The organism is Paenibacillus sp. FSL K6-3182, assembly GCF_037976325.1.
In the GTDB taxonomy this organism is placed as follows: domain Bacteria; phylum Bacillota; class Bacilli; order Paenibacillales; family Paenibacillaceae; genus Pristimantibacillus.
The window spans coordinates 567,140-581,779 of record NZ_CP150265.1; the positions used below are offsets into that span (position 1 = coordinate 567,140).

Sequence of the window (14,640 nt, forward strand, 5' to 3'; positions counted from 1 at the left end):
ATTTGAGGTGGCAATATGCGAACATCATATTCTATTAAAAACTTATCTATAACTTTGATTGGTCAGATTGTGGCTATGGGGATTGCTTTTCCTGCCAGATTCGTATTTGTAAAATTTCTTGGAACTGAATACCTTGGAATTAATGGTCTTTTCACTAATATTGTTTCAGTGTTATCTTTTGTGGAATTAGGTATTGGAAGTGCAATTATTTTCAGTTTATATAAACCTATTGCAGAAAATAATAGTTACCAAATAAAAGCATTAATGAATTTTTACAAAATGGCATACCAAGTAATTGGTATTGTTGTTTTAGTACTCGGATTGTTATTATTGCCATTTCTAGATTTAATAGTCCAGGATTCAGCATTACAGTATAACCTATACATTATCTACTTACTATTTCTTCTTAATTCGGTTATCTCTTATTTTTATGCATATAAGCGTTCTATTATTATCGCAAATCAAAAAAACTACATCGTTAATAGCATACGTTATATATCCTTAATTTCTCTTAATGTTATTCAAATGGTAATACTTATAACAACTAAAAATTTCATTCTATTTTTAATTGTACAAATTTGTCTTACGATTATTGAGAATCTAATTGTATCTAGAGTAGCTAATAAGTTGTATCCTTTTCTTAAACATTCTTGTAACACGAAATTAGATGTTAATGATAAAAAAGGAATTTATAAAAATGTTCGTGCATTAATGTATCATAAATTTGGAAGCACTGTAAAGCTAAGTACTGATAGCATTGTTATATCTACATTTATCGGTATTAATTGGGTTGGTTTGTATTCAAATTATTATTTAATTACTAATGCAATAAATTCAATATTAAATCAAGTGTTTAATTCAATCACTGCAAGCGTCGGCAATCTAATAGTTAGTGAAAATGAAAATAATAAGTATAGAGTTTTTGAAAATATTTACTTTGCAAATTTCTGGATAGGTGGTATTTCAGCAATTTGTATATTTCAGCTTTTGAATCCCTTCGTTACACTATGGTTAGGAAAAAATTATCTATTGTCCGAGAATATAGTATTGTTAATTTCAATCACTTTTTTTGTTACTGTAATGAGGAATTCTGTACTAACTTTTAAAAATGCAGGTGGTCTATTTACACAAGATAAATTCAAACCAATTATTGAAGCAATCTTGAATCTGGTGTTGTCAATATATTTAGCAGGGAAGTTTGGGATCTCCGGTGTATTGATGGGTTCTCTTTTAAGCACCGTATTTACAAGTTTTTGGATTGAACCATATATTGTATATAAATATATATTCAAAAAGACTGTAACAGCATATTTCATCAAATATATTAAATATGTTGGAATATTAATTATTTCAACTATGGTTTCAGTCAGGTTTTCAAATTTAAATATACAATCGGAGCTCTATCTATTTTTGTATAAATTATTTATATCTTTAATTATTCCGAATTTAATCTTTTATTTTTTATTTAAAAGAACAATAGAATATATATATTTTTCAAAATTAATATCGTCCTTTATTAATAAATTTAAAAAGGTGATTAAGAAATGAAAAAATTAGTTTTTTTAGTTAAAAATATTTACAACCAAGCTGGAGATACAAGAGCAGTACTGCTAGTAGCTAATCAGTTAATGAAAACAGGGTTATACAAGATTGATATATTATCATTATTCAAAACAAATGAAATTCCTTTATTTTCTATTGATAATAAAATTACAGTACACAACTTATTCGATAGTCCATTCAACTTGAAAAAAAACTATTTTAAAGTTCTGCGCGCATTTGATGGGTTTATTAAGAAAAATGAAATTGATATAGTTTTTATTGAAGCGATTGGATTTAATTGTTTTACATTTCCCATTCTTAAAAAATATAAAGAAATAAAAACAATAGCTGTAGAACATGCAAGTTACTTTGACGGTGGGAAAATATTAGGTATGGCATGGTTCGGCAGAATTATAGCATGCAAATTTACTGACTGTGTCGTGGTTTTAACTAAAAAAGACAAGCTAGATTATTGTAATAATATGGGCAAGATTAAAAGGATTGAACAGATATACAATCCTTTAGATCCAGAATTAAAAAAAATGGAATACAGTGAAACTTCAAAAAAAATAATATCTTGTGGTCGCCTTGTGGAAGTGAAAGGTTATGATCTTTTACTTGAAGTAGCAAGTAAGGTCTTTAAAAAACATCCAACATGGCAATGGCACATTTATGGTGATGGTCCAGAAAGAAAAAGGCTTGAAAATAGAATAGCAGAACTAAATTTAGAAGAAAATGTAACTTTAAAAGGGGAAGTAAATAATATTTATGATCTTTATAATGATTATTCGATTTATGGCTTAACTTCGCGGTCAGAGTCTTTTGGTTTGGTGCTTTTAGAAGCACTAAAGGTAGGTATACCAGTTGTTAGTTTTAATTGTAATAATGGGCCAAGTGAAATTATTAAAGATAAAGAGAATGGATACTTAATACCTTTTAATGACCTAGATGCTATGTCTCAAAAAATTTGTTACTTAATAGAAAACGCTTCCTTAAGAAAAGAATTTTCGAATAATACTGAAAAGTATCTTAATGAATTTAATATAAGAAATGTTACTGATCAATGGGAGAATATAATAAATACAATATGAAAATCAATGTTTTTAATATCAAGAAGCTCATATTAAAGGAATCAAAATATAATTTTTCGAAACATTATGTATTTTATGAAAGGGGATCAAAAAATGAAGGTAAGGAAGGCTGTTATTCCTGCTGCAGGTCTAGGTACCAGATTCTTACCTGCTACTAAGGCCCAACCAAAAGAGATGCTCCCTATTGTAGATAAACCTACGCTGCAGTACATAATTGAAGAGGCAGTAGAGTCGGGCATAGAAGAAGTTTTAATTATTACAGGTAGAAATAAAAAGTCGATTGAAGACCATTTTGATAAATCAATTGAATTAGAGTTAGAGTTGGAAGCAAAAGGTAAAAAAATGTTGTTGGAAGAAATAAGGGAAATCTCGGATATGATAAACATTCATTATATTCGTCAAAAAGAACCAAAAGGGCTAGGACATGCAATATATTGTGCAAAGAGTTTTATTGGTAATGAACCCTTTGCAGTACTGCTAGGGGACGATATTGTATACTCTAAACAGCCTTGTTTAAGGCAATTAATTGACATTTATGATGTTTATAGAACTTCGGTATTAGGTGTGCAAGAAGTAGCTATTTCTGATGTTAGTAAATACGGTATCGTAAAAGGACTGCACATAGAAAATGGTGTATACAAGGTACAGGGTTTAATAGAGAAACCGAGAATTGAAGACTCACCTTCGAATGTTGCAATATTAGGTAGATATATAATCAATCCTTCTATATTTGAAATCCTTGAGGATACTGAGCCCGGAATAGGTGGGGAGGTACAACTTACAGATGCATTAAGGGTACTTTCGCAAAAAGAAGCTATGTATGCTTATAAGTTTGAAGGAAAAAGATACGATGTTGGTGATAAGCAAGGTTTTTTGGAAGCGACTGTTGAGTATGCGCTTAGGAGAGAGGATTTAAGAGAAGCTTTCTTAAATTATATATTAGAGATAGCCTCTAATGAGCGGGAAGCTCAATTGGAAAATAGTTTACTTGAATGACCCATAGTGTGGATTAATGATTAACGTTCGATATAATGATAATACAAAAGAATCAATAAAGCTCCTTTTAACTTTAGTTATTTAATCAATTAACTAATAACACAATATTAATAAATATGAAAGGAAGAGAGAGTGGATTAACATATAGAGGTGATGGAAATAAAAAAACGATACTTAGAATTAGATTTTATTAAAGGGATCTCTATTATTGCTGTTATATTAATTCATACTACAGCCATACTCATTAGTCAAGAAACTGATGAATTTTCCCAAATAACTGGAATAATTATTAATCAAATCAGTAGGTTTTGTGTACCAGCATTTCTTTTTGTTGCGGGAATACTAGCATATAATAGTCTGTTGAAAATTTCCTTTATTTCATTTATGAAAAAAAGAATAGTTGAAATTATTATTCCTTTTATATTCTGGAGTACAATTGGTTTGTTAGTATGGGGAGATATTTCTATTCGTAATGTCATTATAACTTTTATTTTTGGTTTTGGGCCATTTCATCAGTTATACTATATACCTGCTTTATTTCAAATGTATTTAATTTCTCCGTTTAGGAGCAAAATACTAAAAAGTAATTTTAGTATAATAGTATTATTTATACTTACGATTTTATTATTTTCTTTTTATCAGATAAGTTCATTAAATCTATTTGGACTAAAAGAAAGTAGTACAATTAACTTGGTATTTTTAACAGCTTTCTTTAGTTGGATATTTTATTTTTCACTTGGATTAGCTGTGGGGAAAAATTATCAAAAAGTAAGAGATGTTATAAGCGGTTTCTCTTTTAGGAAAATTATTATTTTTCTAATAATTTCAATTTCCCTTGTTTTATTAGATAGTTATTATAATTGGTCTTTTACAGGTGAAATAAAAAGTTCATTATTGAGTTATTTTCGTCCGGTTGTCTTAATTTATTCAATTTCGGTTATTTTATTTTTGTTGAAATTAGGTATACTGAAAAATCAAAAAATTATCATATCTATTAACGATAAGTCATTTGGTATTTATTTAACTCATATATTTGTTTTAAATATATTTCAATTGGTCACTAATGGTATTTTCTTTAGAAACTTATTAGGAACAATTTTCTCTTCTTTAATAATTTTAGTTTTATCATTTTATTTATGCTTATTACTCGAAAAACTACCGTTTAGGAGTATAACATTAGGTCGTTCCATGATTAAAAAAAAGGTTCTTAAAGAGGGGGGGATATAATAAAAAGATATTATTCTACTTTAAGTCCTTGAGATGATAGTTGTGGGAAAAAAGTAAGAATGAAATCGCACTTGGAAAACAACAGATCTTATTTAAGGTAGTCGTGAGCATACGCTCCAACTATAGGATGTACAGATGCTTAGTAAATTATATTTATATATATTCTTTAACTCCTTACTTCTGATCTATTGCTCTCTAAGTTATAGTGAGGATAATAATACTTCTTTTTTTTTTTGTTTAACGGAATAAATGTAAACAATGAATGAAATGGATAGGCGTAGAAATAATGAGAGTATACTCTTTTTGTCAGTATTATTACAGGATTTAGATGATTGATTTACTCTATGAAATCAAAGGAAGATAAGATGAGTTCATAGAGGCTGGATTTAACTACCTAGAATTCCTTGGCACATCATTACAGGAGTTTCTTACCTATATCGGAAAAATATATTAAATAATGTTATTTGTTTGAATACTAAGTGAATAACTCTACACTTCCAAAAAACTTTGTTACCATACCATTAAACAAAACAACCGCATAACCCACACGATAAAGGCAAAACCATTGAAAAGTGGTGACGCAAAGCTAAAGGGGCTTATCTTTTAAAAGACTGCCAGCCAGCTACCGAATATCGTGCCTCCCGTCGTGGTTTATGTGAAAATGGAGGTTATTATTATGTTCATGCGCGCAAACGTTGTACGTGAATGGCATCAGCTCTGTATGGGATTCAATGAATTGCTGTGGGAAGATTGCTTAGATGAGAAAAAGCGCATGGAGATTTATTTGAGGATTGTTTATCACAAAAATAAACTAGCAGCTGTCTCATGAACTAGCACGAAGGGCGTCGTTAATAGATCTGAAAACGCTATATCCGCAAGCTGACGCCCCGTCACTATGAAGCGTCAGCTTTTTTATTTTAAAAATCTAAGAAGGAGATTCATATGCAATCATTGCTTCTTTAGTGGATCATATGAAACCAAAACAATGAAAAAAACGAACAAAACACTAATGATTATCGCAGGTGCTCTCGTTGTTATCGGTATTGTCATTTATGGAAGCATGAGTCTCTATTCGAAGTTAAATCAGGTAGATGAACTGAATGGGCGTATTGAAGAAGCTGCAGATAGTAATACAGGACAAGAGTCGCCGAATATTACGGAGCAGCCAGATGAACAACCTTCTAATCAGACAGATCAGACTTCAGAACCTGATGCTACTCCATCACAAGAGCCTGATCTAGTTCCAACGACGCAGCCAGATGAAGTCCTTAAACCTAGTCCGAGCGCAACTTTGCCGCCAGATGAAGCGTCTAATATTGTAGACAAGGGACAAAAGCCGGATAAGGGATCTACAAACTCCGAAAATAAGTCCCAGAAGAAAAAAGAGATTGATGCATCGGTTACAGCAAAGCTGGAAAAGCTGAAATCTTCGTGTCAAGCAACCAGCAATAGCTTGGTTAAGCAGATTGCGAAAGAGCTTAGCGGGGATGAAGAAGCCACACTTGCTACTATTCAAAGTAAATACCTGAATAAGGTATTTTCTGCGGAAGCCGATTGTGATGCCAGGTTTAATCAATTAATAAGCAATGCCAAGAGCGAGTATAAAGCAGCCGATCTAGGTGAGCAAAGCTTTCCGGATTGGAGCGCGCAATACGAGAGTGCGAAGGCTGGTGCTAGAGCCAATGCGCTTGCAGTAATTGCAAACTCGCTAAACAAGTAAGCTTTACTATTCTGAGGAGGCTCTATGAAAAAGTCACGTATTCTATCTATTTTTCTGGTTGTAATGATGTTGTCATCCATACTTGCAACCGCTGCATCCGCAGCAACCGAAACAATTAAGACAAAGACACAGCCCATTAAGCTGCAATTTGATGGACAAGCGCTTAAACTGCCCGATGGACAATACTCATTTATTCATCAAGGAAGTACATACGTACCGATTCGTTATATTTCTTACGCATTGCTAAAAACAGTGAATTGGGATGGGGCTAAAGCGACGATCTCCGAGCCAACAGAGAAAGAACTTGCAGCGCTGAAGAAGCAATTGCAGAGTGCTGCTACGGGCAGCCAGAAGCCACAAACGAGTGTTACGATTGCGATACAGCCAGTGAAAGCAACTCTTGTATTCAATGGAAAAACAAAAGCGTTGCCAGCTGGTCAATCCCTCTATGCCTATAAAGGCTCGATCTATGTGCCCATTCGTTTCTTGTCAGAATCAGTAGGCACGCAGATTAGCTACGATCCGGTGACGAAAACAGTTAGCGGTGAGTCAGCAGCATACCGAGCTGAGCAAGGCGGCGGTGGAGTCGTTCTTCCAGGCACGGGTGGCGGAACTGGAGGCTCTGGTGGTACAGGCGGTACGGGTAATACCGGCGGTGGTGGCGTACCAGTTAAACCGACGTATGAGCAAATTACGGCAGAAGCAGAGAGCAAGCTTAATGCGCTGAAAGAAAGCTGTAAGGTAACTCTTATGGATATTGGATTGCAGTATGTAGCGACAACGGATAAGACGGTTCAAGCCCAGCTTAAAGCTAAGGGACTTCAAGAAGTAGACAATTGCTCTGCAAAATTTGAAGTTATCATGACAGATACGAAAGCTAAGCTGACGACGAATGGGTATAGCACAGACGTTCTTGCTTCCTACAGAGAAGCCTTTAACAAAGAGCTTGAAGCAGGAAGAGCTATTGCAGAAGGTTTGATGTAGCATTACTTCTATACGGATATAGTTTTAATTAGCCTAAAAGAACAGAAAAGAGGCAGTAGTGAAGTCTAATTGACTTCTCTACTGCCTCTTTAGTTTGTGTTATTGACCCGTGTAAATGCGGTAGATAAGTGCTGCCGCTTCCGCTTTGGTCGTGGTTTGGTTCGGCTTATAAGTACCGTCTTGGTAGCCTGTTACTAGCTTCTGCTGCTTAAGAAGTGCAACGCCATCTTTTGCCCAGCTGGCAATAGATGAGCTGTCCTTGAAGCCTTTAAGCTGTTCAGTGCTTGCGCTAGTTAGTTTCTTGCTGTTGAAAGTTGTAAGTGCTCTGGATAAGAGTGTAGCAATTTCTTGACGTGTAATTTCTGCTTTTGGTTCAAAAGCAGTTGCCGATTTACCTTGAATTAGGCCTTGTTCGTAAGCCACAGCGATTTCATCGTAATACTCGCTATCCTTAGCTACGTCTTTGAATGGGAGGCTCAGGCCGGTTCCATCAAGACCGTAAGAGCGAACGAGCCATGCAGCGAATTGCTCGCGTGTTACTTTTTTGCTTGGACTAAATGTAGTCGTTTGATCAAGTACACCTTTGTTAAGAAGGCTATTTACAGCTGTCGCTGCCCAGTGTGTTGTTGCGATATCCGTGAACGTTTGGCCAGCCTTCATAACTGTGTATTTACTGAAATGTCCACGATTTACGTTAACGGTTTTTGTAATCGGATCATAAAGACCGCCTACAGGCTCCCAAGTTAACGTTTTTTCATTCAACAAGTAAACGGTAAGGTTAGCTAGATCCGCTTCCGAGTATTTAGTCGTATCAATATTGGATACATCAAATGATACTGGAATTGGTTTGTTGAATGCTTCTACCTTCTTGCCATCTACCGATGCATTAAACTCCATAACAGGTATGTTTGCTACTTGCTTGGCTGAAGTTGGAGCAGTTACGGTTAAATTATGCACGACTTCTGCTGCTAGTGAGATCGTTTGGCCGCTAGCTACGTTTCCGAATGTTTCTGGTTCAACAGTGAAGCCGACGTTGCCCATTGAGAGCTTAAGTCCAGCAAGACCGCTATCCTTCACAGCTTGGTAAATCTCAGAAGGCAGATCAGCAGCGAGTTTAGTGACGTTCTCGCTTTGTTTTGGAATATTAATGGTTAAAACTGGGTTGATGCTCGTTGCTTTGTCTGCTCCGACTGCACCTGTAAGGTCTCTCATCGTTTCATCCAAAGCTTTTTTTGTTGTTTCTAGCTGTTGTCCGATTTTCTTCGCATCAAGCGATGTCGTAAGCGCATTGCCATCTACTTTGACATCCTTGTTGTCCAGAGTGACGGTTGCAGCTTTTTCTACTGCTTTTTTACTAAGTGAAACAAGCGAATCTTTAAGTGCATCGATCTGTGCTGCATCTATGTTACCTAGGTTTTTCAGAACAGAAGCAGTGTCCTTGATGATAGCTTTAGCTAGTTCGATCGCTTTCGGACCATTCTCAACTTGTTCAAAAGCATATTTAGTATTGTTAACCATCTCTGTAATAGTTGCCGCTACTTTAGCTTTCTCACTAGCTGTTTGCATAGATTCAAGCAGTTTAGATGCCGAAGCAAGGGTTGCTGATACATTCTGAACAGACTTTTCAGCTTCTTTGCTATCCTTAACATCCTTGACTGAGTTAACAAGACCGTTAATGAGATCCGCTGCTTTGTCAGCTTTGTCTTTATCGGACTTGCTGTTCTCTAGCAGATCTTGTAAACCTTTATCTACATTTATTGGTGTTGGAGACGGTGTTGGGATAACTCCTGGTCCAGTTCCCGGTCCAGGTCCAGTGTCTGGAGTCGGTGTTGGTTTCGTTTCCGGTTCTGTAACTTCTTCACCAACAGTGCTCACTTTAATTTTTTTATCTAAGGTGAAGGTTCTACCTTCTAGTGTAACGGATGCGGTTACCGTATATTCGCCGTCCTCTTCAATATAAATCCATTCAGGAAGGTTTCTAGAATCTGAGTTGTCAAAAATAACTATTCCTCTGCTATTTTTAACAACAATTTTTGATTTCTCTGGTAAAATATCCTTTGAACCTAAGCTCGAGCCATTATTAAATATAATGAATTCAGGAATACTGTACCGTTGAATCTCATCACCTTTATCATTAACCAATCCTATTTTTAGAAATCTTTGGTTGTCGGTGACCGTTAACTTACCTGTACTGTCTAGCCCGAATATATCAATTCCTTTAAGAGTAGATGTTGTAATTTCCGTTTTGGAACCAGCTTTCAGCTCTTCCTTTTTAAGATGCACTTCATATTGATATTGCTTTGAGCCGTCAAAGCCGTTTATAGTGATATTGACGTTGCCGGGTGTCAAATTAATTGTGTTATTGTTAATGCTGGAGTATGCATAGCTTCTCAGCTTGCTTTGTTTTTCTGTAATATAGTCAACATATTCAATGGTAGCATCTCCAAGGACTTTTACTTGAGCAAGCGTGCTTGAGTCGTATGGAACGTCAAGAGTATTCACATCTTGATCAAACACAACATTTTCTAAATAAATGATGTTGCCTTCGTAGGTTCTTGCTACTACGTTATAAGTACTCTTTGTTGCATAGAAACGGTTCTGTCCTTCCTGGTTATTGTCGATAACAGAAGGAATATATGAGACACCAGGAATTTCCTTACGTGCGATGATCACTTCGTCCATTTGCTTAGTTAGATTTACAGTAGATACCTGTTGCATAGGAATCCTTGCATCAAGTACAACATTAAAGTCTTTGCCTGGTTCGGTCTTCACGGAGCCGAGCATATAATAACCAAATGGTGAGCCACTATTGTTGCTATGCATGTTCACTCGGCGGACAAAATCCAAGCTTACAACAGACGGAGCGGAAACGATCATATAGCTGACTGTTTCATTTTCAAATAGATAATCCTGTTGCTGGTAAACGCTGTCGCCAGTCTGAATACTTGCAAATACGTGAGCGTTCTTCATAGGTACTCCACCAGCTACATTAATCTTGTCGCTTGTTTCAGGCTTATCTAGCCCAGAAACACGTATGATTGCTTGATTTTTAGGATCTATGGCCATTAGATCAACTGTTTTATCTAAATAACCAGTCTTGCTAAACGTTAGTTCATTATGTGAACCTAAATAAAGGTTTGATAAGACTATGAGACCATTGGGATCTGACTTACTTGAATGCTCTTCACCATATAGAAACAGTGAAACACCTTCAACAGGTGTGCCTACCTCGCCTGATTTGTGTTCGCGTACAGTAAAGGACAACTTTTCTACTTCTTGAGTTGTGATATAAGGCTTGTTGACCATATCTACAAGTTCGCCGTTCTGGTCGCGAATTTCCACACTAAACTCGTGCTTTGGCATTACAGTAATCGTATTGCTGCTAAGCTCATTCCATGTTGATTGATTACTTCTTTGCATAATTTTTATCGAATAGTTTCCTGTTTCTGTTGGAAGAAACTCGGTTTTATAGAGTCTAGTTAGTTTTCCGCCTTGCAGTTCGTGAGACCAATTCAGATAATTATATTCAAGATATGTTTTATCATCTTTTAAGATTATTGTCTTGATTTCACTGTATGGGTCAACGATATGACCATTCTCGTCCTTTAAGTATGCAATGAGTTTGAAAGTTTCACCTAGAATAAGATCAGTACGATCTTCTAAAACTCCTCTCTTTTCTATGCCAGCATTTACTTTTGCGGCAATGCTTTTACCGGATTTGAACGAATAAATATTATCCGTCGGTGTAAAGTAGGAATCAAGAATAACCTCGTCATTATTACTGTTAATCCCAGCGTTTAGCTTGTAAATTTGTTTATTCTTCTCTACATATAGCTGATTGTTGCTCGCTAAATTAAAGGTTTTCTCTTGAAAATTGTATTTGTTGTTTAAATAGGCAATTCGAAGAGAAACTTTGTCATCAGCGGTTTTATGCTCAGCCGCGATATTAATTGCAGAGAAAGCTTCTTTTTGCAGTTGATCTGAAAACGTATGAGTAGCTTGATCTGTGTCTAAAACATTATTTACAACTGCTTTATCACCGTTAGGAAGATTAAGGACAGCAATAAATTGATAGGCTTTTCCCTTGGCTACATATATTGAATCTATATTAGAGAGAGATTGTGAGTAATATCGATTAAGTTGTTTGAACCCGCTATTATTCACGAGGCTCAACGATTCTATTGCTACCGGCTGATTGTCCCAGCTATAAGCAAAAGATTGTTTGCTGTAATCAGCAGCATTGAGGATGATTATTTTGCGTTGCTCCTCTGAAGCAGTAATGAGCTCGTCGCTGCTTAAGCTGTACAAATAGGCATCATTATTGGAATTGGACTGAACGTGGGCCTGGAAATTTCCGAATTTTCCATTTGTTAAATAAACGGAAACGCCTTGAACTTGAAACTGTACTATATTACCACCTTGGCTATCATTAAATAATCCGTACACGTAGTTTTCTTGAAGAAGCTTACTATTCTTATCCAAGAAACGAAGCTCGGCTACTTTGTAGTTCGGATAGCGATTATCTAGCACGTCTTGAAGATAGACGGTACCAACTGTGTAGGAATCTTTATTTTGATCGACCTGTAAGAAGAGTACTGGGTTGAAATAATTTGGTTGGATAATTGAGGATCCGATTAAAGGGAACTGCCCCTCACCATTCGTTGTATGGGTAGCATGGTTAAGGATGCTAACTTGCTTCCCGGCAACCGGCTTACCATATTCGTCAAGCAGCGTTACCATTACTTTATCGTCATCCGAACGAATTGTGTCATTGATGGCAATAGTGGATTTGGTATCGCCTTTTGGCGTGCGCTCAATCTTGAAGCTGTAGCTCGAAGGTAAAATGTTTACGGTTTGCTCCCATGCAAGCGGCTTTACATTACTGTGGAAAGCGGCTTTTAGTGTATAGGATGCGCCAGGCTTCAGACTGGAAAATTCCAGTCCAGAGAAGGGGATGGAATACGTCGACCCAGAAACCGTAACCTCATTCTCCTGGATTTGTTTTGTGATAGCACTACCGACTTTCTTATCCTCGGCATCGATCAACGTAAACTCGATGGATTTTCCGCCCATCATTGCTCCGAAATCTTCTTTCTCAACATCGATTGTACTATTTAGTACGACATTTTTGGTGCCGTCCTGCTGTGTAGTCGTCGAGATGATTTCTACAGAGCTTGCTGCCATAACGGTAAAAGCATTACCCAAAGCAAGCAGCATTGTCATCAGCAGCAGAAAGCCGCTTTTGAACATCTTGTTTTGCATGTTTTTTGTCTCCCCTTACAAGAATTTGTTGTAAAATGTAAAAAAATGACTCATTTCACTAGCAAAGCCACTACCATAGTACTAAAATTTGCATTACACTAGCATTACAGACTAACCTAAAATCATACAGTAGTGGTAATGTAGGGGGACTATGGACATATTTAATTTGTTCTACCAATTCAATCAGTGCACTTCTGATCCTGATGCTGAAGTTGTAGTACTCTTACACGGTCTAGGTCTAAATGCTCGTGTGTGGGAGCCGCTAGCTGCTGTGCTAACTGAACGGTATCATGTTGTACGGTATGATTTGCGCGGGCATGGGGAGCGATCACATGACGGTTCTCAGTTAACATGGGAGCTGCTTTGCAATGATCTTGATGAAATTTTCCACTTATATAGCATAACGGATGCACATTTGGTCGGTCATGGACTTGGCGGTAATCTTGCTGCAAGGTATGGAATGAGCCGCCCGGAGCGAGTGAAGTCGTTTGTTCTTATTTCGACGATTGGGTTTTATCCTCCTGAGGCAATGGAGCGTTCGGTTGAGCTGCGCCGGAGCTATGCTGAGAACGGTGTGGCAGATGCACTGGCGGAGCAGATGGCTAGTTTAGTGACCTGTCTGCCTCAGGATAGGGAAGAGACAAGATGGGTAAAAGAGGCGTACTTGCAGTGCGACATGGATGTGTACTTTAAATTAATTGAGCTCTTTGCAGCCGAGAATCCTTTGGATGACTTATCCGCAATTAATAAGCCTTGCCTCGTTATGGCGGGGGACAAAGATACGATATATCCATCCTATATGTCGAAGATTACGGCGCAGTTTATTCCGAATGCGTTCTCGGTAACGGTGCCTGATGCAGCTAGCTTGGTGTTTATAGATAATCAGCCCTATGCTGCTCAGAAGATATTAGATTTCCTCTCCAACCCTTTAAGTGGCACGGAGAGTACTCATGTCGGTGATCCGCTGCTTGGGTTAATGAGGATCGATGCGATTAAAATGTTTGGCGATGCCTATAAGAGTACTCCAAGCAAGGAAGTGCTGCTCGAGGTCAAGCTAATTGGGGCGTTTCGTGTATTTATTAATGGACAGGAAATACCGAGTGGCTGGCAGCAGCGTAATGCGAAGAGATTGCTTGTTTATTTAATGTTTTACCCAAATCCGACCAGAGAACAGTTATGCGATGCGTTATGGCCACTTGCAGAGATTAGCAAAGCAAGTAATTTGCTGCGAGTTAGTCTTTCTCATTTAAAAGGATTGTTCGATTCGGCGGGGACGAATCCGATTGTTGCTAATCGCAGCCATGTTAAGCTGAACGCGGTTATAGCCTGTGACTTGCTGAAATGGATTCAGTCGCTTGAAGAGGCTCATATGGAGAAAAGAGCATTAAGGAAATTTATTCTTATTAAAGAATTGCTTGTCTATCCTGTAGAAGAAATGCTCGCAGGCTTGTACGATAACTGGGCGGTTCAGGAACGAAGCAGGCTGGAATACATGCTGCTGGGCCTTGTTGAGTCACTCGCGGATAGCTATAAAAAAGATGGCGATTATGCAGCGGCTAGTCAAGTGATGAGAAGGATAAGCAATATGTATAGCGAGGAACTAAATGGTGATACCGTTCGTAATACGCATGCTCAGGGAGAGGTGAGGGACCATTAATAGAAATACTGTTCTACACAAAATAAAGCTAGAGCAGACGATTGAGCTGCTGCGGCAGGAAATGATCGATAAGCTATTAGTGTGCCAGTCTTATCAAGCTGATGAGGTGTTGGGAGCAAGCAGGGCGCTTGATCTTGTTCTTAATTGCTATGATTGCGTAA

Annotated in this window: 8 protein-coding genes and 1 riboswitch; of the genes, 7 read left to right on the forward strand and 1 reads right to left on the reverse strand. The window is 37.0% G+C overall.

Features of this window, described 5'->3' with window-relative positions; translation table 11 throughout:
* Positions 1-15: 15 nt before the first annotated feature.
* From MHH56_RS02555 to MHH56_RS02580, 6 genes are all read left to right on the forward strand, one after another.
* A complete protein-coding gene (locus MHH56_RS02555; protein WP_339206404.1) occupies positions 16-1,548 on the forward strand; it encodes an oligosaccharide flippase family protein in 1,533 nt (510 codons plus the stop codon).
* Positions 1,545-2,633, forward strand: a complete 1,089-nt coding sequence (locus MHH56_RS02560; RefSeq protein ID WP_339206406.1) for a glycosyltransferase family 4 protein — start codon at positions 1,545-1,547, stop codon at positions 2,631-2,633. The genes MHH56_RS02555 and MHH56_RS02560 overlap by 4 nt, the downstream gene beginning before the upstream one ends.
* Positions 2,634-2,726: 93 nt before the next feature.
* Positions 2,727-3,629: a UTP--glucose-1-phosphate uridylyltransferase GalU gene (galU, locus tag MHH56_RS02565; RefSeq protein WP_339206408.1), complete on the forward strand. Its 903-nt coding sequence runs from the start codon at positions 2,727-2,729 to the stop codon at positions 3,627-3,629.
* Between the two features lie 153 nt (positions 3,630-3,782).
* Positions 3,783-4,856: an acyltransferase gene (locus MHH56_RS02570; protein WP_339206410.1), complete on the forward strand. Its 1,074-nt coding sequence runs from the start codon at positions 3,783-3,785 to the stop codon at positions 4,854-4,856.
* Between the two features lie 545 nt (positions 4,857-5,401).
* Positions 5,402-5,486: riboswitch (cyclic di-GMP riboswitch) on the forward strand.
* A gap of 355 nt (positions 5,487-5,841) precedes the next feature.
* A complete protein-coding gene (locus MHH56_RS02575; RefSeq protein ID WP_339206412.1) occupies positions 5,842-6,576 on the forward strand; it encodes a hypothetical protein in 735 nt (244 codons plus the stop codon).
* Between the two features lie 24 nt (positions 6,577-6,600).
* Entirely contained in the window at positions 6,601-7,560 is a 960-nt protein-coding gene (locus MHH56_RS02580; RefSeq protein WP_339206413.1) for a copper amine oxidase N-terminal domain-containing protein, read from the forward strand.
* Positions 7,561-7,659: 99 nt separating this feature from the next.
* Here the strand turns inward: MHH56_RS02580 and MHH56_RS02585 are convergent, their stop codons facing one another.
* A complete protein-coding gene (locus tag MHH56_RS02585; RefSeq protein ID WP_339206415.1) occupies positions 7,660-12,822 on the reverse strand; it encodes an S-layer homology domain-containing protein in 5,163 nt (1,720 codons plus the stop codon).
* Between the two features lie 151 nt (positions 12,823-12,973).
* Between MHH56_RS02585 and MHH56_RS02590 the strand changes: the two genes are divergently transcribed.
* Positions 12,974-14,479 (forward strand): alpha/beta fold hydrolase, encoded by a 1,506-nt coding sequence (locus MHH56_RS02590; RefSeq protein ID WP_339206418.1) that lies wholly within the window; start codon positions 12,974-12,976, stop codon positions 14,477-14,479.
* The last annotated feature ends 161 nt before the right edge of the window (positions 14,480-14,640 follow it).